The organism is Streptomyces sp. CRN 30, from assembly GCF_034105845.1.
Genome location: NZ_JAVRHI010000214.1, coordinates 1 through 20943 on the forward strand (window position 1 = coordinate 1; position 20943 = coordinate 20943).

General features: G+C 72.4%; 19 protein-coding genes and 2 pseudogenes. 12 read left to right on the forward strand and 9 right to left on the reverse strand.

All coding sequences use genetic code 11. The features are described 5' to 3' along the window. Both UW392_RS22785 and UW392_RS22790 read left to right on the forward strand, forming a co-directional pair. Positions 1-660 (forward strand): annotated as a pseudogene (locus UW392_RS22785) (hypothetical protein); the annotation flags it as partial. Positions 661-743: 83 nt separating this feature from the next. Next, entirely contained in the window at positions 744-1373 is a 630-nt protein-coding gene (locus tag UW392_RS22790) for an HAD family hydrolase (RefSeq protein ID WP_320776936.1), read from the forward strand. Here UW392_RS22790 and UW392_RS22795 read toward each other — a convergent pair. Then, entirely contained in the window at positions 1340-1600 is a 261-nt protein-coding gene (locus tag UW392_RS22795; protein ID WP_320776937.1) for a hypothetical protein, read from the reverse strand. The genes UW392_RS22790 and UW392_RS22795 overlap by 34 nt on opposite strands. Before the next feature lie 149 nt (positions 1601-1749). Between UW392_RS22795 and UW392_RS22800 the strand changes: the two genes are divergently transcribed. After that, positions 1750-2133 carry a cold-shock protein gene (locus UW392_RS22800; RefSeq protein WP_320776938.1) on the forward strand — a complete coding sequence of 128 codons (384 nt, stop codon included), beginning with the start codon at positions 1750-1752 and terminating at the stop codon, positions 2131-2133. A 7-nt stretch (positions 2134-2140) separates the two neighbouring features. Here UW392_RS22800 and UW392_RS22805 read toward each other — a convergent pair whose 3' ends face one another. The 4 genes from UW392_RS22805 to UW392_RS22820 form a co-directional block, all read right to left on the reverse strand. Further along, positions 2141-2992: a 1,4-dihydroxy-6-naphthoate synthase gene (locus tag UW392_RS22805; protein WP_320776939.1), complete on the reverse strand. Its 852-nt coding sequence runs from the start codon at positions 2990-2992 to the stop codon at positions 2141-2143. After that, the gene (locus UW392_RS22810) at positions 2982-3680 is read right to left on the reverse strand and encodes a futalosine hydrolase (protein WP_414496607.1); all 699 of its coding nucleotides are present in this window, start codon (positions 3678-3680) and stop codon (positions 2982-2984) included. The genes UW392_RS22805 and UW392_RS22810 overlap by 11 nt, the downstream gene beginning before the upstream one ends. A 23-nt stretch (positions 3681-3703) precedes the next feature. Further along, the gene (locus UW392_RS22815; protein WP_320776941.1) at positions 3704-4219 is read right to left on the reverse strand and encodes a DUF2771 domain-containing protein; all 516 of its coding nucleotides are present in this window, start codon (positions 4217-4219) and stop codon (positions 3704-3706) included. A gap of 107 nt (positions 4220-4326) precedes the next feature. Further along, positions 4327-5712 carry an MFS transporter gene (locus UW392_RS22820; protein WP_414496609.1) on the reverse strand — a complete coding sequence of 462 codons (1386 nt, stop codon included), beginning with the start codon at positions 5710-5712 and terminating at the stop codon, positions 4327-4329. Between the two features lie 321 nt (positions 5713-6033). Here UW392_RS22820 and UW392_RS22825 point away from each other — a divergent pair, with 321 nt between their 5' ends. The 5 genes from UW392_RS22825 to UW392_RS22845 all read left to right on the forward strand — a co-directional run bounded on the left by UW392_RS22825 (position 6034) and on the right by UW392_RS22845 (position 13226). Beyond that, the gene (locus UW392_RS22825) at positions 6034-6957 is read left to right on the forward strand and encodes a DUF3027 domain-containing protein (RefSeq protein WP_320776942.1); all 924 of its coding nucleotides are present in this window, start codon (positions 6034-6036) and stop codon (positions 6955-6957) included. A 167-nt stretch (positions 6958-7124) separates the two neighbouring features. Next, positions 7125-10256, forward strand: coding sequence for a sacsin N-terminal ATP-binding-like domain-containing protein (locus tag UW392_RS22830; protein ID WP_320776943.1), 3132 nt, complete (start codon positions 7125-7127; stop codon positions 10254-10256). A 195-nt stretch (positions 10257-10451) separates the two neighbouring features. Next, a complete protein-coding gene (locus tag UW392_RS22835; RefSeq protein ID WP_320776944.1) occupies positions 10452-11327 on the forward strand; it encodes a calcium-binding protein in 876 nt (291 codons plus the stop codon). A 37-nt stretch (positions 11328-11364) separates the two neighbouring features. Further along, positions 11365-12144: a calcium-binding protein gene (locus UW392_RS22840; RefSeq protein WP_320776945.1), complete on the forward strand. Its 780-nt coding sequence runs from the start codon at positions 11365-11367 to the stop codon at positions 12142-12144. A gap of 188 nt (positions 12145-12332) precedes the next feature. Continuing rightward, complete coding sequence (locus UW392_RS22845; protein WP_320776946.1) at positions 12333-13226, forward strand: hypothetical protein; 894 nt, start codon at positions 12333-12335, stop codon at positions 13224-13226. Between the two features lie 9 nt (positions 13227-13235). On the opposite strand, the gene UW392_RS22850 is transcribed toward UW392_RS22845, so the two are convergent. Continuing rightward, a complete protein-coding gene (locus tag UW392_RS22850) occupies positions 13236-15698 on the reverse strand; it encodes an HAD-IC family P-type ATPase (RefSeq protein ID WP_320776947.1) in 2463 nt (820 codons plus the stop codon). Between the two features lie 113 nt (positions 15699-15811). After that, the gene (locus UW392_RS22855; protein ID WP_320776948.1) at positions 15812-16102 is read right to left on the reverse strand and encodes a DUF2530 domain-containing protein; all 291 of its coding nucleotides are present in this window, start codon (positions 16100-16102) and stop codon (positions 15812-15814) included. Positions 16103-16280: 178 nt separating this feature from the next. Here UW392_RS22855 and UW392_RS22860 point away from each other — a divergent pair, with 178 nt between their 5' ends. After that, positions 16281-17708, forward strand: a complete 1428-nt coding sequence (locus UW392_RS22860) for an NCS2 family permease (protein WP_320776949.1) — start codon at positions 16281-16283, stop codon at positions 17706-17708. A gap of 29 nt (positions 17709-17737) precedes the next feature. Here UW392_RS22860 and UW392_RS22865 read toward each other — a convergent pair whose 3' ends face one another. Further along, entirely contained in the window at positions 17738-17923 is a 186-nt protein-coding gene (locus UW392_RS22865; RefSeq protein ID WP_320776950.1) for a ribbon-helix-helix protein, CopG family, read from the reverse strand. 164 nt (positions 17924-18087) lie between these two features. Between UW392_RS22865 and UW392_RS22870 the strand changes: the two genes are divergently transcribed. Further along, positions 18088-18525, forward strand: a complete 438-nt coding sequence (locus UW392_RS22870; protein WP_320776951.1) for a MarR family transcriptional regulator — start codon at positions 18088-18090, stop codon at positions 18523-18525. 40 nt (positions 18526-18565) lie between these two features. After that, complete coding sequence (locus UW392_RS22875) at positions 18566-19921, forward strand: MFS transporter (protein WP_320776952.1); 1356 nt, start codon at positions 18566-18568, stop codon at positions 19919-19921. 35 nt (positions 19922-19956) lie between these two features. Here UW392_RS22875 and UW392_RS22880 read toward each other — a convergent pair. Beyond that, positions 19957-20211 (reverse strand): annotated as a pseudogene (locus UW392_RS22880) (Uma2 family endonuclease); the annotation flags it as partial. Positions 20212-20253: 42 nt separating this feature from the next. On the opposite strand from UW392_RS22880, the gene thpR reads away from it, so the two are divergent. After that, on the forward strand, positions 20254-20826 hold the full coding sequence (gene thpR, locus UW392_RS22885) for an RNA 2',3'-cyclic phosphodiesterase (protein ID WP_320776953.1): 573 nt from the start codon (positions 20254-20256) through the stop codon (positions 20824-20826). The last annotated feature ends 117 nt before the right edge of the window (positions 20827-20943 follow it).

A 20943-nucleotide genomic window follows, 5' to 3' on the forward strand; every position in this document is an offset into this window, starting at 1 on the left:
GACGGCGGGCGGGCCGAGGCACCGGCCGCGCCGCACGCGGCGTGGACCGCCGAGCCGGGCGACGGCACGGGTCCGCTGCCCGACTGGTGGCGCACGGAGAGCGGCCCGTTCGGGCGCGGCGACAGCGTGCCGGGGTTCGTCGGCGGCATCGAGATCCCGGACCTCCTCAAGCCGCCGCGGCCCCGGGAGAAGCCGGGGGAGACCGGGCAGGAGAAGCCGGAGAAGCAGGAAGCGGCGGCCACGGAGGCGGCCCCGCGGCGGAGCCGCCTGCGGTGGCCCCGCAGGAGCGCGGACGCCCCGCCCCGCAGGCTGCTCCCCCCGGGCACGCGTCCCAACGGTCTCCTCCTCGTCTCGGCCGTCCTGCTGGTCGTCGGCGCGATCCTCGGCAACCTGCTCCCGCTGGCCCTCGGCTGGGTCCTGGCCTTCCTCTCCCGCCGCCTCACCCCCGCCCAGGCGAAGTGGGCGGTCCTGGGCCTGCCCGGCCTGGTGGCGGCGACCGGCGTGGTCTGGCTCTGGGGCCGCACGGACGGCCGCTGGAGCACCCCGATCGCCGAGGGCCACATGAACGAGGCGGTCACGGAGACCTGGCCCTGGGTCCTGCGCGGAGCGGCCCTGGCCTCGGCGGCGTACCTGCTGTGGAAGAGCCGCAGAACGTCATGACGCCGTACCGGACCGGTGCCCCTGAAAGGGGCTCGGGGAACCGCGCGACCAGCCACGACGAACCCGCACCTCACAATGGAGGCATGCCCTCCACAACCGTCGGTTTCGACCTGGACATGACCCTCATCGACTCCCGCCCCGGCATCCACGCCTGCTACGTGGCCCTGTCCGAACGGACGGGCACAGCCGTGGACGCGGACCTGGCCGTCACCCGCCTCGGCCCGCCCCTGGAACAGGAACTCGCCCACTGGTTCCCCGCCGAGCGCCTGGCCGCCACCGCCGACCTCTACCGCTCGCTGTACCCGGAGTACGCCATCGCGGCCACCCCCGCCCTGGACGGCGCCCGCGAGGCGATCACGGCCGTGCAGCGGGCCGGCGGCCGGGCGGTCGTCGTCACCGCCAAGTACGAGCCCAACGCCAAGCTGCACCTGGACCACCTCGGCATCCGGCCGGACGCGGTCATCGGTGATCTGTGGGCGGAGCAGAAGGCCGTCGCGCTGCGCGAGCACGGCGCGGGGATCTACGTCGGCGACCACCTGGGGGACATCCGGGGGGCGCGCGCCGCGGACGCGTACTCCGTCGCCGTGGCCACCGGCCCGTACACCGTCGACGAACTGCGCGCCGCGGGCGCCGACACGGTCCTCGCGGACCTGACGGAGTTCCCGGAGTGGCTCGCGGGCTACCTGGCGGACCCGGCGGCGGCGCGGGCCTGACGCCGCCCGGCGGCGACCGACCGCAGCACCCCCGCGGCGGCGACGAGGAAGCCGACCCCCATGAGCATGCTCAGCCCGAACATGTACGTGGGGAACGGCGTCGTACCGAGGAACAGCGGGGCCACCGTGACGACCGTGGCCACGGTGCCGATGAAGAAGACGATCGCACCGGCACGGATCAGTCGGTCACCGGGCTCGGCGGAATTCGTTTGGGTTTTGTCACGCACCCGACCAGGGTAGTTCCCGAGCCGTAGGAACGACCGGGGGACGTCTTGTCACCGGCCTGAAGACCATTAGCCTGGGTACCGGCGGGTCCTGGACCCGCCCGAGTGCTATCAAGAGCAGTTTTCCGACGAGTACGAGGACGAGGACAGACGTGCCTACCGGCAAAGTCAAGTGGTTCAACAGTGAGAAAGGCTTCGGCTTTCTCTCCCGTGACGACGGCGGTGACGTCTTCGTCCATTCCTCGGTCCTCCCCGCCGGAGTCGAGACCCTGAAGCCGGGCCAGCGCGTGGAGTTCGGCGTGGTCGCCGGGCAGCGCGGCGACCAGGCGCTCTCCCTCACCCTGCTGGAGCCGGCCCCGTCCCTGGCGGCGGCCGCGCGCAAGAAGCCGGACGAACTGGCCTCCATCGTCCAGGACCTGACGACCCTGCTGGAGAACATCACGCCCATGCTGGAGCGGGGCCGCTACCCGGAGAAGACCGCCGGGAAGAAGATCGCCGGTCTGCTCCGCGCGGTCGCCGACCAGTTGGACGTCTAGGAGCCGCTCACGGGAAGGCCAGCGCGTCCGGGCCGAGGGCCGGTACGAGTCCCTCGGCCGCCGCCCGGGTCAGCAGACCGCGGATCGCCGCGTAGCCGTCCTCGCCGAGGTCGGCGGTGAACTCGTTGACGTACAGCCCGATGTGCTGGTCGGCGACGGCCGGGTCCATCTCCTGGGCGTGCTCCATGACGTACGGGCGGGAGACCTCGGGGTCGTCCCAGGCCGCGCGCACGGAGGCCCGGACGGAATCCGCGAGCCGCGTCAGCGTCTCACCGCCCAGCGACCGCTTGGCGATGATCGCGCCGAGCGGGATCGGCAGCCCGGTGGTCGCCTCCCAGTGCTCGCCCATGTCGGCGAGCTTGTGCAGTCCGTAGTTCCGGTACGTGAAGCGGGCTTCGTGGATCACGAGGCCCGCGTCCACCTTGCCGTCCCGTACCGCCGGCATGATCTCGTGGAACGGCATGACGACGACCTCGCCGACCCCGCCCGGCACGGTGTCCGCGGCCCAGAGGCGGAACAGCAGGTACGCCGTCGACTTCTCGCTCGGCACCGCGACGGTCTTCCCGCGGAGGTCGGCGCCGGCCTCCCGGGTCAGCACCAGCGGCCCGCAGCCCCGGCCCAGCGCGCCGCCGCAGGGCAGCAGCGCGTACTCGTCGAGGACGTACGGCAGCACCGCGTACGACACCTTCAGCACGTCGTGCTCGCCGCGCTCGGCCATGCCGTTGGTGAGGTCGATGTCGGCGAAGGTCACGTCCAGGGCGGGGGCGCCGGGGACGCGGCCGTGGGCGAGGGCGTCGAAGACGAAGGTGTCGTTGGGGCAGGGGGAGTACGCGATCTGCAGGCTGCTGTCAGTGGTCATGGGGGTTCCAACTCTCCAGGGCGGGTGCGAGCTTCCCGAAGGCGTCCGTCAGGGCCGCGAGGGCGTCCCCGATCCGCCAGGCGGCCCGGTCGCGGGGGCCCACGGGGTTGGAGACGGCACGCAGCTCCAGCACGGGCACCCCGTGCGCGGCGGCGGCCTCGGCGACACCGAAGCCCTCCATGGCCTCGGCGAGGGCGCGGGGGTGGCGGGCGCGCAGCGCGGCGGCGCGCTCGGCGGTGCCGGTCACGGTGGATCCGGTCAGTACGGTGCCGGGCCGGGCGCCGGTCGCGGCGGCCACCAGCGCCACCAGCGCGGCCGGCGGGCGGTGGGTGACCGTGCCGAAGCCGAGGTCGGTCACCGGCAGGAAGCCGTCGGCGGTCTCGGCGCCCAGGTCGGCCGCGGTGATCTCGTCGGCGACGACGAGCGAGCCGACGGGCGCGCCCGGGGCGAAGCCGCCGCCGATGCCGGCCGAGACGACCAGGTCGTAGGGGCGGTCCGCGAGGGCCGCGGCGGTGAGCGCGGCGGCGGTGGAGGCGGCGGCGAGGGCGGGGCCCACACCGGCGGCCAGCAGATCGACGCCGTCCACGGCCGGGCGGTGCAGGGTGATGCCGGGGCGGGGTGTCTCCCGGACCGGTCCGGGAAACGCCCGAGCCACCGCGTCCCGCTCGGCGGGGACCGCGGTGGCCACGAGGAGGTGCGAGGCGGACGTGGTCAGTCGCCCTTCTTCAGCTCGAAGGACCACACGCCGGTGAAGGACTGGCCGCCCTCCTTGCCGTTGCCGGCGACGATCGCGACCTTCGTGGAGTCGCCCTGCGCTCCGTACTGGGCGTTGAAGAACACGCTGCCGGGGACCGTGCGGTAGGTCTTCTTGCTGTCGTCGGTCAGCGGCTGGCCGTTCATCAGGATCGTCCAGCGCTTGTCGGCGATGTCCGGGTCCACACCGAAGCGGACGGTCTCGTCGGGGTCGACCGTGATCGTCTCGACGTCCTTGTCCTGGAGGCACTTGGTGAGGTCGGCGGTCTTCAGGGCTTCGTCGCCCTCGCCGCCGCAGGTGGCCTCGGAACTGATCGAGTCGCTGCCGACGGTGATCGTCGACAGCGGCGTCGGCTTGTCGCAGGCCGACAGGACGAGCAGTCCTGCGGATACGGCGCCGGCGGCGGCGACGGCACGGCGGCGTCGCACAGCGCGGTGTCCAGGGGCGGCTGCGCCGCGGGGCAACGTGGTCATGGGCGAAGGTTATCGGGCCCTTATGGGTGGCCCCCAACCTGGGTGCGGCGCGCCGTGTCCACGCGGCCCTGGACAGCCGCCCCGCACGCCGGTCCCGACGGCCGCCCTCACACCACCCTGGACGGGCGTCCGCCGTGCCGGGCCGAACCGAGCAGTCCGCGTACGGTGCCCAGCCAGCCCGCGGCGACGATCGCGGCGCCCACCGACAGGCCGAGGGTGCCGTTCAGCGGCAGCGCGATGCCGACCGCGCCGCCCAGCACCCAGGACATCTGGAGCAGCGTCTCCGACCGGGCGAACGCCGAGGTCCGCACCAGCTCCGGCACGTCCCGCTGGATCAGCGCGTCCAGCGACAGCTTCGCCAGCGCCTGCGCGAACCCGGCGATCGCGGCCAGCCCCGCCACCAGCACCGCCCCGAAGAACACCGCGGCCGTCACCGCCGCGGCCAGCACGCACGCCAGCACCGTCACGATGATGATCTCCGGCGCGCGGGAGCGCAGCCACGCGCCGACCGCCGTGCCGAGGGCGTTGCCCGCGCCCGCCGCGACGCCGACGATCCCCAGCGACACCGCCGCGCTCTGCCCCGTCATCGGGTGCTCGCGCAGCAGGAACGCCAGGAAGAAGATGAGGAAGCCGGTCAGACAGCGCACGGCGGCGTTGGCGGCGAGCGCGTGCGTGACCGCCGTACCGACCGTACGGAGCCCCGGGCGCTTGACCGGCTTCAGGTGCGGGCCGTGCAGGTGCGCGTCGTCCGCGGCGAGCAGCGCGGTGTCCTCGCCCTTGGCGGAGTCGACCTTGCGCGGCAGCGTGAACGACAGGAACGTCCCGGTGACGAAGATGACGAACGCGCCGTACAGCGGCCAGCGCGGCCCGATCTGCTGGAGCCCCGCCCCGATCGGCGCGGCGACCCCCGTGGCGAGCAGCCCGCCGAGCGTCACCCGGGAGTTCGCCTTCACCAGTGAGAACCCGGTCGGCAGCAGCCGCGGCACCACGGCGCTTCTGACCACGCCGTACGCCTTCGACGCCACCAGCACGCCGAGCGCCGCCGGATACAGCTCGATGCCGCCGCTGATCACCGCGCCGGACAGCACCAGCGCGAGCAGCGCCCGCGCGGCCATCGCGGTCGCCATCGCCGCCCGGCGCCCGTGCGGGACGCGGTCCAGGAGCGGGCCGATCACCGGGGCGAGGAGAGTGAAGGGCGCCATCGTGATGGCGAGGTAGAGGGCGACCCGGCCCCGCGCCTCGTCCGTCGGCACCGAGAAGAAGACGGTGGAGGCGAGCGCGACGGTGATCATGACGTCACCGGCGCCGTTCACCCCGTGCAGCTCGATCAGCTTGCCCAGGCCCGACTCGCCGGCGCCGTGCGCGTGCGTCGCCCGCCGGATACCGCGGGCCGGCGCCGTCACCGGCAGGTGCAGAGCGCGGCCGACCCCGCGGAAACGCCCGGGACCGCGTCCCCGGCCCCCGCCCCTCACTTCCGTCCGTGCGGCTGCCACCCCGTCATAGTGCCCCGGAAAACGGGGGAGTAGAGCCGTGATCGCGCGGTTGGGGCTGATCGGGTCGGGTGAGGCGAGGTCCGGCGGCGGGCGGGAAACTCCCGTCGGTGTAGGCCCAGCGCAGCTGAGCAGGTAGCGTGCGTAGCGCGTCGTGGCGAACGTTCTCGGCCGCGCGCCTCACTGCCATCCCGCAGAATGGATGACGTAGGTGCGCCCGAGCGCGTCGGGCGCGGACGTCGACGCGGTCCCCGGGTCCGCTCCGTCCGCCTCCCGCCGGCAGTGGCGCACTCGTGAGACGGCGTATGGAGAGAAGCGATACCTGTGAGCGCAGCGACAACGCGAAGCCGCACCCCTGACCGCCTGTGCGCCGAGGCCGTCGACCTCGCCAGGACCGCGGCCGAGGAGGCGGCGGCACCCGGTGTGGTCGGCGACCACGAGGGTCTGGTGTCCGAGGGTGACCGCGTTGTCACGCACTATTTCGGGTGCACCGAGCTGGGCTATCGCGGCTGGCGCTGGGCCGTCACCGTCGCCCGCGCCTCGCGCGCGAAGGTCGTGACGATCGACGAGGCGGTGCTGCTGCCCGGCCCGGACGCCGTCCTGGCCCCCGAGTGGGTGCCGTGGAGCGAGCGGCTGCGCCCCGGCGACATGGGCCCCGGCGACCTGCTCCCCACCGACGCCGAGGACCTGCGTCTCGAACCCGGCTGGTCCGGCGAGGACGAGCCGCCGCCGAACGCCGCCGTCTCCCACGAGATGGCCGACCTGGTCGAGGCGGAGGACGCCGAGATCACGGCGGGGCCGCCCGCCGACCTGCCGCTCGCGCCGCCGCGCGGCTCGATCGCGGCGGTCGCCGACGAGCTGGGCCTGCGCCGCCCCCGGGTGCTGTCCCGGTACGGCCTGCACATCGCGGCCGACCGCTGGGAGGAGGCGTTCGGCCCGAAGACGCCGATGGCGCAGGCCGCGCCCGCGCCCTGTGTCTCGTGCGGGTTCCTCACGCCGATCGGCGGCTCCCTCGGCCAGGCGTTCGGCGTCTGCGCCAACGAGTTCTCCCCGGCGGACGGCCGGGTGGTGTCCCTGTCCTACGGGTGCGGGGGCCACTCGGAGGCCGCGGTGATGCCGAAGGCTCCGCAGCCGCCCGCGCCCGTGATCGACGAGACGCGGATCGATCCGTTCCCGCTGCGTGCGGAGACCGGGCCCGCCGGTCCGGCGGCGGAGGAGGCGGTCTCGGCCGAGCCGGGGCACTCGTGACCACGGCGGGCCGGGGGCTGCGCCCCCGGGCCTCCCTTTCGGCCTGAACGGCCTCGTCCTCAAACGCCGGACGGGCTGAGAGGCAGCCCGGCGGGCTGGGCGATGGCGGTGGGTGAACCGATACCTTCTTGCTCGTTGTGTTCTGGGGCCGACGAGGAGAGATCGACGTGAGTATGTTCGTACGGCCCGCCGCCGAGGGTGCGGACCCGTTCGGTACGGCGCGGCTGCGGCGCGGGGTGCTGGACGCCTGGGCGACGAGTCCCGCCCGGTTCCGGGAGGACGCCAACGCCGAGGAGGACCTCGTCCTCGGCGGTTACCGGGACCGGCTGGTCGTGGAGCTCGCGCAGAACGCCGCCGACGCCGCCGCCCGCGCCGGGGTGCCCGGCCGGCTCCGGCTCACCCTGCGCGACGGGGTGCTGGTCGCCGCGAACACCGGCGCGCCGCTGGACGCGGCCGGGGTGGAGTCGCTGTCCACGCTGCGCGCCTCCGCCAAGCGGGACACGGCGGAGGGGGCCGTCGGCCGGTTCGGCGTCGGGTTCGCCGCCGTCCTCGCCGTCACCGACGAGCCCGCCGTCGTCGGCCGGCACGGCGGGGTGCGCTGGTCCCTCGCCGAGGGCCGCGACCTGGCCGCCGACGTCGCCCGGCACAGCCCCGGCCTCGGGGACGAGATCCGCCGCCGCGACGGGCACGTACCGCTGCTGCGGCTGCCGCTCCCCGCCGAGGGCACCGCCCCCGACCCGTACGACACGGCCGTCATCCTGCCGCTGCGCGACCCGGCCGCCGCCGACCTCGCCGAACGGCTGCTGACGGCCGTGGACGACGCGCTGCTGCTCGCCCTGCCCGGACTGACGGAGGTGGTGATCGAGAAGGGGGACGACGACACCCGGACGATCAGCCGTCGTACCGAGGACGGGCTGACCGTCGTCGAGGACTCCCGGGACGGGACCACCCGCTGGCGGACCGCCGCCGCGCACGGGCCGCTCACCCCCGAGCTGCTCGCCGACCGGCCGGTCGAGGAGCGGCTGCGGCCGCACTGGTCGGTGACCTGGGCGGTGCCCGTGGACGAGGAGGGCGCGCCGGTACGGCCCCGCACCGCGCCCGTGCTGCACGCCCCCACCCCCAGCGACGAGCCGCTCGGCGTGCCCGCGCTGCTCATCGCCTCGTTCCCGCTGGACACCACCCGGCGGCACGCGGCCCCGGGCCCGCTCACCGACTTCCTCACGCAGCGCGCCGCCGACGCCTACGCCGGTCTGCTCGCCGACTGGGACCCGGTCACCGCCGGGACCATCGACCTCGTGCCCGGTCCGCTGGGCAAGGGGGAGCTGGACGGCGCGCTGCGGCAGGCGGTCCTGGAGCGGCTGCCGCGTACGTCGTTCCTGCCGCCGGCCGTGACCGTCGCGCCGGGCGAGGACGACAGCGACCTGCCCGCCTCGCTGCGGCCCCGGGACGCCGAGGTGGCCGAGGGCGCCGGGGCCGACACCGTACGGGTGCTGGCGGAGGTACTGCCCACCCTGCTCCCGGCGGGTCTGGAACGCCGCGTGGAGCTGCGCACCCTCGGGGTCGCCCGGCTGCCGCTGACCGACGCCGTCGACCGGCTGGCCGGGCTGGAGAAGGAGCCCGGCTGGTGGTGGCGGCTGTACGACAGTCTCGCCGGTGTCGATCCGGAGCGGCTCTCCGGGCTGCCGGTGCCCCTGGCCGACGGGCGTACGGTCATCGGGCCCCGGCAGGTGCTGCTGCCCGCCCCGGACACCGCCTCCCTCGACCCGGAGGTCCTCGCCCGGCTCGGTCTGAAGGTCGCCCACCCGGCCGCCGCCCACCCGCTGCTGGAGAAGCTCGGCGCCCTCCCGGCCACCCCGCGTGCCGTGCTCACCACCCCGCAGGTCCGCACCGCCGTCGCCGCCTCCCTGGACGACGAGGGCGGGGCGGACTGGGAGGAGGACACCCTCGACGCGGAGGAACTCGCCGACACCGTCCTCGGGCTCGTCCGCGACGCCGCACTGGAACCCGGCGACGAGCCCTGGCTCGGCGCCCTCGCCCTGCCCGACGAGGACGGCGAGCTGTCCCCGGCCGGCGAACTGGTCTTCCCCGGCGGGCCCTTCGCCCGTGTGATGCGGGAGGACGAGGTCGCCGCCGTGGAGGGGGAGCTGGCCGAGAGGTGGGGCCCGGAGACGCTGGCCGCCTGCGGCGTGCTGGTCGGCTTCGCCCTGGTCCGTGCCACCGACGTCGTCCTGGACCCCGACGAACTGGAGCCCCGGGACAGCGACTTCGCCGAACCGGACGACGCCGGGCTGCTGGACGCCGTCGACGTGTGGTGCGAGGACATCCTCGACCGCTTCCCCGAGACGCCCGTCCCGCCGGTCGCCACCGAGCTGGTCGCCGTGCGCGACCTGGACCTCGTCGACGACGACAAGTGGCCCGAGGCGCTCGCCCTGCTCTCCCGGCCGCCGCTGCGCGACGCGCTCGTGCAGCCGGTGCGGATGCTGCTGCCCGACGGCACCCACGAGGTCGTACGGCCGTACACCGCCTGGTGGCTGCGCGGGCACCCGGTGCTCGGCGGACGCCGCCCCGCCGGGCTGCGCGCCGCCGGCGGCGACCCGCTGCTGCGCGGCCTGTACGACGAGGCCGACGCCACCGGCTTCGACGACGAGCAGGTGCTGCGGGCGCTGGGCGTACGGACGTCCGTCGCGGCCCTCCTCGACGAGCCCGGCGGCGCGGCCGAGCTGCTGGACCGCCTCGCCGACCCGGACCGGCCCGTCACCGCCGCCCAGCTGCACGGCCTCTACGGCGCGCTCGCCGACCTCGACCCCGAGTCGGTGACCCTCCCGGACGAGGTGCGGGCGGTCGTCGACGGCGAGGTGCGGGTGGTGGACGCCGCCGACGCGGTGGTCGTCGACTCGCCGGACCTGCTGCCCTTCACCGGCGGGGTGCCGCTGCTGCCGGTGCGTCCGGCCCGCGCCGCCGAGCTGGCGGAGCTGTTCCAGGTGCGGCGGCTGAGCGAGTCCGTCACCGGGCGCGTCGACTCCGAGGGCACCGAGCACGACGTACCGGAGGCGGTGCGGGTGCTGCTGGGGGCGCGGGTGCCCGGCTCCTACGTCGAGCACGAGGAACTCGTCGTGGACGGCGTGGAGATCGACTGGCGGCTCACCGACGATGGGGCGCTGCACGCGGCGACGCTGGAAGGGGTCGCCGCGGGGCTGGCCTGGGCGGCCGGACAGTGGCCCCGGCGGTTCGAGGTGGCGGCGCTGCTCGAAGACCCGTCGCGGACGGCGGAGCTGGCCCGGGACCGCTGGTTCGACTGAGCCGGCGCGAAGGGTGCGTGTGCGGGAGTGACATGCGTCACTCCCGCACATTCTCTTCACTTCCGTACAACCTTTCGTTCCCCCTGTGTATCTGATCACGCGAGTCAACAGACTCCACGATCACTTGGGCCCCTGCGTGACACGAGCCGCTGGGGGGCGACGACCGCCGGGGCCCCTTTCCCACTTGGGGATCGCATGCGTATGCGCGCCACCGTGGCCGCCCTCACCGGCGCCCTGGCCCTGTCCGCCCTCGCCGTGCCTGCCGCGCAGGCCGACTCGGCGGCCGACCCGTTCCAGCAGCGGCCGACCGCCGCCGACGTCTTCGGCGTCGACGCTCACCGCTCGACCGCTCGTGCGGCCGCCGCCCTGCCCACCATCACCAGCGTGTCGGTGAACGGCGGCAAGGACGTGGTCGTCGGCACCACCAACGCCAAGACCTTCACCGTGTCGGTGACCGCCACCCACGCGAGCGGCATCGCCGACGCCTTCGTCGAGCTGTGGCACGGCACCGACTTCGACACCTACGTCGACGGCGCCCTGGCGCAGAACCAGGACTACGCCACCTGCACGGCCGTCAGCGCCACCAAGTCCACCTGCAAGCTCACCGTCACGGCCCGTCCCGGCTACGACGACGAGCTGATCGGGTACCTCTACGCCAACTCCCTGGCCGGTACCTGGAAGGTGAACGTGGCCGTGCTGTCGAACGACGGCAACATCTACCAGGACACCGCCTACAAGACCGCCAAGGTCCAGCGGCTGTCCAAGCTGACGGTCAACGCCGCGCCGGAGCCGGTCAAGAAGGGCAAGACCCTCACGGTCACCGGCAAGCTCTCCCGCGCCAACTGGGAGTCCGGCAAGTACGCCGGTTACACCGGCCAGTCGGTGAAGCTCCAGTTCCGCAAGAAGAGCGCCAGCACCTACTCCACCGTCAAGACCGTCAAGACCAACTCGACGGGCAACCTGAAGACCACCACCAAGGCGTCGGTCGACGGCTACCACCGCTTCTACTTCACCGGCACCTCGACGACCCCGGCCGTCAAGGCCGCGGGCGACTACGTCGACGTCAAGTAAGCCGGTCACCGACCGCTTCTCACTGGGGGAACCACACATGCGCATCCGTACGACCGTGGCCGCCGTCTCCGGCGCCGTCGTCCTGTCCGCCCTCGCGGTCCCGGCCGCGTCGGCCGCCGACACCGTCCGTCCGCTGAACGGCGGGCTGGGCGACACCAAGATCACCAAGGTCGTCGTCGACGGCGACAACAAGGTGCAGATCGGCACCTCCGGTCTGAAGACCGTCAAGGTCAGCGTCACCGCCACCGACGACTCCGGTATCGCGGGCGCCGACACGATCACGCTCGAAGGGCCCGACTACGGGTTCTACATGACCGGCAAGCCGTCCTGCGCCAAGGTCAACTCGACCACCTCGACGTGCTCCGCCTCGGTCAAGATCGACCCGAAGGTCGACTACCTCTCCAACGCGAACGCCGGCACCTGGTACGTGGACGCGTGGATCGACGCCAAGGACGGCGACTACGTCTGGAAGGAGAAGGCCGGCTCCTTCAAGTTCCAGCGCGCCGGGAAGCTCACGGTCAACGCCTCCCCGGAGCCGGTGAAGAAGGGCAAGACCCTCACGGTCACGGGGAAGCTGTCCCGCGCCAACTGGGAGTCGCTCAAGTACGCGGGGTACAGCGGTCAGTCCGTGAAGCTCCAGTACAAGAAGAAGGGCACCAGCTCCTACAAGACGGTCAAGACCGTCAAGACCAGCTCGACGGGGGCCCTGAAGACCACCACCAAGGCGACCGCGGACGGTTACTACCGCTTCGCCTTCGCCGGCACCTCGACCACCGGCGCGGTCAACGCCACCGGTGACTACGTCGACGTGAAGTGAGCGACGTGACGTGACCGGCGTGCGGTAAGTACGCCCGACCCACCGGCAGTTCACCCGCGGGCCACCCCGGTGAACTGCCGGTGTCGCGTATACGAAGCCTTCACACGGCCTACAACCGGTCGCCTCCGCCACGGATCTGATCAGGCGAGTCATCAGACTCCACTGTCACCCTGTGGGGGAACGAACACATGCGTATGCGCGCCACCGTCGCCGCCGTCTCCGGCGCCCTGACTCTCTCCGCGCTCGTCGTGCCGGCCGTCGCCCAGGCCGCCGACGGCACCCGGCCGTCCTTCGACTCGATCGCGGCCGGCGCCGCAGCCGAGCTCCAGACCGGCCTGAAGGCCGACGCGCCGGCGTCCGCCGAAGCCCGCGGCGGCGTCGCCGCGCGGGCCGCCGCCGCGCTCGACATCAGCGTCTCCGGCGTGAGCGTCAACAAGAACAAGGACATCGTCGTCGGCACGACCGGCGGCTACCAGGTGCCGATCACGTACACCGTGAACCACTCCGGCGACCTGGGCTCCTTCGCCTCCATCCCGCTGATCTACCACGGCTCCTCGATCTCCACCGCGACCTGGGGCTACTCCGCCGACGACGTGGCCACCTGCGCCGATGTCTCGGCGACCGCCGTGAAGTGCTCGGCCACCTTCACCTTCCTGCCGGCCGAGCTGATCAACAGCGACGCCGGGACCTGGCGCGTCGCTGTCATCGGAGCCACCGAGACCGACGACGTGACCCTGGAGAACGTGGCCACCCGCAAGGTCCTGCGCACCTCCAAGGTGACCGTCGACGCCGCGCCGGAGCCCGTGAAGAAGGGCGCCACCATCACCGTCACCGGCAAGCTGACCCGCGCCGACTGGGACACCAACACGTACGTCGGCTACGGCAGCCAGTCCGTGGTCCTCCAGTACCGCCCGAAGACCTCCACCACCTACACCAACGTCAAGGGCATCAAGTCCACGTCCACCGGCGCCCTCAAGACGACCGTCAAGGCGAGCGCCAGCGGCTACTACCGCTTCGTCTTCAACGGCTCCCCGACCGGCGGCAAGGCCACCGCCACCGGCGACTACATCGGCGTGAAGTAGCCGGTAGCCCTACTCGGCGGGCTCGCGGCGGTCGACCCACCTCCACAGGAGTTCCAGGGCGGCCGCCGCCAGCGCCGCGACGCCGACCGCGATCCACGGCATCGTCATCCCCACCAGCCTCAGCGCGAAGAAGTCCTGGAGCCACGGCACGGCCAGCACCACCAGGAACGCGACGCCCATCGTCACCACCAGCGCGACCCGCCACCACGTGTAGGGGCGGGCGATGATCGCCAGGACCCAGAGCGAGATCAGGAACAGCGTCAGCGTCGCGGCGCTCGTCTCCGCCTCCAGCGCCCCCGGCCCGCTGTAGTGGTGCCCCGCCACCAGGTACGTCACGAAGGTCGCCACGCCGGCCACCACCCCGCCCGGGACCGCGTACCGCATCACCCGCCGCACGAAGTGAGGCCGTGCCCGTTCCCTGTTGGGGGCGAGGGCGAGGAAGAAGGCGGGGACGCCGATGGTCAGGGTGGACAGCAGCGTCAGATGGCGCGGCAGGAACGGGTACTCCACCTGCCAGCACACCACCAGGATCGCCAGCAGCACCGAGTAGACCGTCTTCACCAGGAACAGCGTCGCGACGCGGGTGATGTTGCCGATGACCCGGCGGCCCTCGGCGACCACCGAGGGAAGCGTGGCGAAGCTGTTGTTCAGGAGCACGATCTGGGCCACCGCCCGGGTCGCCTCCGAGCCCGACCCCATCGCGACCCCGATGTCGGCGTCCTTCAGGGCCAGGACGTCGTTGACGCCGTCGCCGGTCATCGCGACCGTGTGCCCCTGGGACTGCAGGGCGCCCACCATCTCCCGCTTCTGCTGCGGCGTGACCCGCCCGAACACCGTGTACTCGTCGATCGCCCCGGCCAGCCGGGCGGGCTCCTGCGGCAGCCGCCGCGCGTCCACCGCCTCGCCGCTCAGACCCAGCTTGGCGGCGACCGCGCCGACCGACACCGCGTTGTCCCCGGAGATGACCTTGGCGCGGACGCCCTGGCCGGCGAAGTACCGCAGCGTCTCTGCGGCGTCCGAGCGCAGCCGCTGCTCCAGGACGACCAGGGCGACCGGCTCGGCACCCTCGGCCGCCCTCGGGTCGTCCGGGGCCCGGCCGGCGGCGCGGGCCAGCAGCAGCACCCGCAGCCCCTGCTCGTTGAGGCGGCCGGTCTCCGCGAGCGCCGGGTCGTCCTCGGCGAGCAGCACGTCGGGCGCGCCGAGGAGCCAGGTGCGGACGGTGCCGTCGGCCTCCTCGAAGGACGCGCCGCTGTACTTGCGGGCGGAGGAGAAGGGCAGGGTGGCGGTGGTTCTCCAGCCGCCGTCGCTCTCGTCGCCGCCGCCGCTGTCGTCGTTGCCGTTGTCGTCGTTGCCGTTGTCGTCGTCCGGGTAGGCGTCGATGATCGCCTGGAGGGAGGCGTTCGGGCGCGGGTCGGAGCCGCCGAGCGCGCCGAGGACCCGCCGTACGTACGGCTCGTCGCAGGAGCTGTCGGCCAGGACGCGCAGCTCCGTGACGTCCATGCCGCCCTCGGTCAGCGTGCCCGTCTTGTCCAGGCAGACGGTGTCGACGCGGGCCAGGCCCTCGATCGCGGGCAGCTCCTGGACCAGGCACTGCTTGCGGCCGAGCCGGATCACGCCGATCGCGAAGGCGACGGAGGTGAGCAGGACGAGGCCCTCGGGGACCATCGGGACGATGCCGCCGACGGTCCGGGCGACGGAGTCCTTGAGGTCGTTGTCCTCGCCGACCAGCTGGCTGATGATCAGGCCGATCGCGGTCGGCACCATCATCCAGGTGACGTACTTGAGGATGGTGGAGATGCCGGAGCGCAGCTCGGAGTGGACGAGGGTGAAGCGGGACGCCTCCTCGGCGAGCTGAGCGGCGTACGCCTCCGCGCCCACCTTGACGGCCCGGAACGCGCCGCCGCCCGCCACCACGAAGCTGCCGGACATCACCGGGTCGCCGGGGCGCTTGACCACCGGGTCGGCCTCGCCGGTGAGCAGCGACTCGTCGATCTCCAGGCCGTCCGTCTCGACGCACACCCCGTCGACGGGGATCTTGTCGCCGGGCCCGGTCTCGATCACGTCGTCCAGCACGATCTCCGACGTGCCGATCTCCCTCGCCGCGCCGTCCCGGCGCACGGTGGGCCGGGCCTCGCCGATCAGGGCGAGCGAGTCGAGGGTCTTCTTCGCCCGCCACTCCTGGACGATGCCGATGCCCGTGTTGGCGAGGATGACGAAACCGAACAGGCTGTCCTGGATCGGCGCCACGATCAGCATGATGATCCAGAGCACGCCGATGATGGCGTTGAACCGGGTGAAGACGTTGGCCCGGACGATGTCCGGCACCGACCGGCTGCTGCGCACCGGGACGTCGTTGACCTGGCCCCGCGCCACCCGGTCGGCGACCTCCGCGGAGGTCAGCCCGGAGGGCGACGGGGGCAGCGGCACCGGGTGCACCGGATCGAGTTCGGCGCCCGCGTCGATGTGCGTCATGCGTTCGACGGTACGGGCGGAACCGCGTGTTCACACGGCGGGGGACGGAAGACCCGACCAGGGGAGGAGGGGCCCGGCGGGCGCGTCCTGCCGTGGTACTACGCGGTGCGGTGCTACGCGGCGCCCTGACCCGGCGCGGGCCCGGCGGCGGCCTCGCCGGCGGCGGCGTCGCGCTTGATCGCGGCGTCGCGCCCCCGGACGTACCAGATGCCGATCAGGCCGAGACCGCCGCCGGCCAGGCAGGTCCACACCCACCACAGGTGTCCGTGGTCGTCGAACCAGCCGTAGAAGGGCAGCTGCGCCAGGAAGAGGACGAACCAGATGACGGTCCCGCCGGTGATGGTGGCGACCACGGGGCCTTCCAGGGGCTCCGGCGCCTCGTGCTTCGGTGTCCACTTCGCCATGCGCACAGCTTACGAGAGCGGGAGCGCCACCCCGGAGTCCCGTCGGCACGCGGGTCTACGCGCGGAGATAGCTTTATCTCCCTCATACGTTCATACTGAATACGTTTGTATCTGACCACTTTTATTCGTAGAAAACACCAAGAAGCCGTGGGGGAGCGACTTGGTGCCGAGGTCGCGCATGTCCACCCCCGTCACGCCCGTCGACTCACCCCCCACCGGGGCCCTCGACCGCTACTTCAAGATCTCCGAGCGCGGCTCCACGCTCGCCCGTGAGGTCCGCGGCGGTTTCGCCACCTTCTTCGCGATGGCCTACATCGTCGTGCTGAACCCGATCATCCTGGGCAGCGCGAAGGACATGTACGGCCACCAGCTGGACAACGGCCAGCTGGTCACCGCGACCGCGCTCACCGCGGCCTTCACCACGCTGCTCATGGGCGTCATCGGCAACGTCCCGATCGCGCTCGCCGCCGGTCTCGGCGTCAACTCCGTCGTCGCCCTCCAGCTCGCGCCGCGGATGTCCTGGCCGGACGCGATGGGCATGGTGGTGCTGGCCGGCTTCGTGGTGATGCTGCTGGTCGCCACGGGTCTGCGGGAGCGCGTGATGAGCGCCGTGCCGCACGGGCTGCGCAAGGCCATCTCCATCGGTATCGGCCTCTTCGTCATGATCGTCGGCCTGGTCGACTCCGGCTTCGTCACGCGGATGCCGGACGCCGCCCAGACCACCGTGCCGCTCCAGCTCGGCGACGGCGGTCACCTGCACGGCTGGCCGGTGCTGATCTTCGTCCTCGGCGTGCTGCTCACGCTGGCGCTGATCGTGCGCAAGACCCCCGGCGCCATCCTGATCTCCATCGTCGTGATGACGGTGATCGCGGTGATCGTCAACCTCGTCGCCGACATCGACTCCTGGGGTCTGACCACCCCCGAGTGGCCCGGCAACCCCGTCTCGACCCCCGACTTCGGACTGGTCGGCGAGGTCAGCCTGTTCGGCGGGTTCTCCAAGGTCGGCGTGTTGACCGGCGTGCTGTTCGTCTTCACCGTGCTGCTGTCGTGCTTCTTCGACGCGATGGGCACGATCATGGGCGTCAGCGACGAGGCGAAGCTGACCGACGCGCAGGGCCAGATGCCCGGCATCAACAAGGTCCTGATGATCGACGGCATCGCGGTCGCCGCGGGCGGCGCCAGCTCCTCCTCGGCCACCACCGCGTTCGTGGAGTCCACGGCGGGCGTCGGCGAGGGGGCGCGCACCGGCTTCGCCAACGTGGTCACCGGCCTGCTCTTCGCGGTCGGCCTGTTCCTGACGCCGATCGCCACGATGGTGCCGTCCCAGGCGGCCACGCCCGCGCTGGTCGCGGTCGGCTTCCTGATCCTGGCCGGCTCGATCAAGCAGATCGACTGGGCGGACTACACGATCGCCATCCCGGCCTTCGTGACCATGCTGATGATGCCGTTCACCTACTCGATCACCAACGGCATCGGCATGGGCTTCGTCACCTTCTCGGTGCTGCGGCTGGCCGCCGGGCGCGGGCGCGAGGTGCCGGTGGCGATGTACATCGTCTCGGCGGTCTTCGCCTTCTACTACCTGATGCCGGCCCTCGGCCTGACCTGATCTGACCTGACCCGGCTCACGGGCCCGGCTCAGGTGACGGGCCCGTAGAACCTCTCGGTCTCCTCCACGGCGGACTGGAACCGCTCGTCGAAGTCATCGCGGATGAGCGTCCGGACTACATAGTCCTGGACGCTCATTCCTCTTTTGGCGGCACGGTCCCGGAGCCGGTCGAGCAGCTCCCCGTCGATACGCAGGCTGAGCACGCTGGTCCCCATGGCGACGAGCGTTGTCCCATGGTGCGGGGTGACGCATCCGTTTCCGGACACCACTCACTCGTACGAGTGATATCGGGGCGGCGTGGCGGTTGAGTGGCAAGGGTCACGGGCACGGGCCGGTCGAGTGGTTTTCCTTCATCAAACTAATGAGTTAAGCTAAAGACATGCCGGACCTCACCCATGGCGACGACGCCGCCGCCGTGAACTCCCTGCGATCCGCCGTGATGCGGCTGTCCCGTCGGCTCAAGCACCAGCGGGTCGACGAGTCGCTCAGCCCCACCGAGATGTCGGTGCTCGGCACCCTGTCCAACTGCGGCAGTGCCACCCCGGGCGAACTGGCCCGCAAGGAGCACGTCCAGCCGCCCTCGATGACCCGCATCGTGGCGCTGCTGGAGGCGAAGGGACTGGTCAGTCTCGAACCGCACCCCGAGGACCGGCGCCAGAAGGTCGTGACCCCGACGGAACAGGCCGTGGTGATGCTCGACGAGAGCCGCCGCAAGCGGAACGCGTTCCTGGCCGCACTGGTCGAGGGGCTCGACGAGGACGAGTGGGCGAAGCTCCGCGCTGCCGCCCCCGTGCTGGAGAAACTCGCCCACCGGTAAGCAGACCGGTCAACAGAACCTCGCGAGGAGGCGAACCCTTTTGAGTACGGGACCCGGAGCAGCTTCCGCCCCCGCACCTGACCGCCGAGAAACCCCGTCCGCCACGCCCCGCAAGGCGTCCATGTTCGCTTCCCTGAAGGTCAGGAACTACCGCCTGTTCTTCATGGGCCAGGTCGTCTCCAACATAGGCACCTGGATGCAGCGCATAGCCCAGGACTGGCTGGTGCTGAGCCTCACCGGCTCCTCCGCCGCGGTGGGCATCACCACCGCCCTGCAGTTCCTGCCGATGCTGCTCTTCGGCCTCTACGGCGGTGTCCTCGTCGACCGCCTGCGCAAGCGGCCCACGCTGCTGGTCACCCAGTCGGCGATGGCCCTGACCGCGCTCTTCCTGGCCGTCCTCACCCTCACCGGGCACGTCCAGGTCTGGCACGTCTACGTCGCCGCCTTCGCCATGGGCCTCGCGACCGTCGTCGACAACCCCGCCCGCCAGTCCTTCGTCTCCGAGCTGGTCGGCCGCGACCAGCTGTCCAACGCGGTCAGCCTCAACTCCGCCAACTTCCAGTCCGCCCGGCTGGTCGGCCCCGCCGTCGCCGGGCTGATGATCACCGGCGTGGGCACGGGTTGGGCCTTCCTCGCCAACGGGCTGTCCTTCGTGGCGCCGCTGAGCTGCCTGCTGCTGATGCGCGCCCGTGAGCTGCACACCGTCGAGCGTGCCCCGCGCGGCAAGGGCCAGCTGAGGGAAGGACTCCACTACGTCGCCGGCCGCCCGGACCTGATCTGGACGATCGTGCTGGTCGGTTTCATCGGCACCTTCGGCTTCAACTTCCCGGTCTTCCTGTCCGCCTTCGCCGACGACGTCTTCGACGCGGGCGCCGGGTCCTACAGCCTCTTCAACACCCTGATGGCGGTCGGCTCGGTGGCCGGGGCGCTGCTCGCCGCGCGGCGCGGCACCGCCCGCCTGCGTGTCCTCATCGCCGCGGCGCTGCTCTTCGGCGCGTTGGAGATCGTGGCGGCCACGGCCCCGTCCCTGTGGCTGTTCGCCCTGCTCATGGTCCCGATCGGACTGTTCAGCATGACGGTGAACGTCACCGCCAACACCAGCATCCAGATGTCCACCGACCCGGCGGTGCGGGGCCGTGTGATGGCGCTGTACATGATGGTGTTCCTGGGCGGCTCCCCGGTCGGCGCCCCGATCGTCGGCTGGGTCACGGACACCTACGGCGCCCGGGTCGGCTTCGCGGCCGGCGGCACGGTCGCCCTGCTGGCCGCCGCGGTGACCGGCCTGGTCCTGGCCCGCCTCGGCAACCTCCGCCTGGCGCTCGGCTGGCATCACGGCCATCCCCGGGTCCGCTTCGTGGAACGCGAACGCCGGGAGGCGCTGGCTCCGGCGGCGTAGGGCGCCGGCGGTCAGTCGCGGGGGGAAGCCGGTGGTCAGTCGCGGGGGAAGTCGTCGGTCTTCAGGACCAGACCGACGGCGGTCCCGGTCAGATCGATGTCCTCCCCGAAACCGAAGCCGACGCTGCTGTGGTAGCTGCCGTCCTTGGGGAGGGTGTGCAGCTGCCAGGTGCCGGTGTACGGATCGACGATCAGGTACACCGGTACGCCGGCGGCGGCGTAGGTGTCCTTCTAGGGGCCGTAGTCGTTGGAGCCGGTGCTCCTGGAGATCACCTCGGCGACGAGTACAACGATACGCACGGTGACCAGGGCATGCCGGGCAGACTGTGAGCCATGAGACTCTTCGCCGCCGTGCTGCCGCCCGAGGACGTCGTCGTCGAGGTCGGTGTCGAGGTGGAGCGGTTGCGGGCGTTGTCCGGCGCCGGGCGGCTGCGGTGGACCGGGCGGGCCGGGTGGCACTTCACGCTCGCCTTCTACGGGGAGGTCGACGAGGGCCTCGTCCCCGAGCTGTCGGAGCGGCTGGCGCGGGCCGCGCGGCGGACGGAACCGTTCCCGCTGGCCGTGCGCGGCGGCGGGCAGTTCGGGCACGGCCGGGCGCTGTGGGCGGGCGCCGACGGCGACCTGCGCACCCTGCGGCTGCTGGCCGACCGCGCGGAGGCGGCCGGGCGGAAGGCGGGCGTGGCGATGGCGGACCACCGCCGGTACACGCCCCACCTGACGGTGGCGCGGAGCCGGGAGCCGTTCGACACGGCGGAGTACGTGGCAGCCCTCGACGGCTTCACCGGCAGCCCCTGGCAGGTGACCGACCTGGCCCTGGTCCGCAGCAACCTGCCGGCGTCCGGGGTGCCGGGCGAACAGCCCCGGTACGAGACGGTCGCCCGGCACCCGCTCGGCCCGGCCCGTTAGGCTCGGTCCCGTGGACCCGAAATTCCGGAACCGGATCATGGCCGGTGTGCTCGTACTGATGCTCGTGGTAGTGGCGGTGGCGGCGGCGCTGGGCTAGCCCGCCCGGCGCCGCCGCGT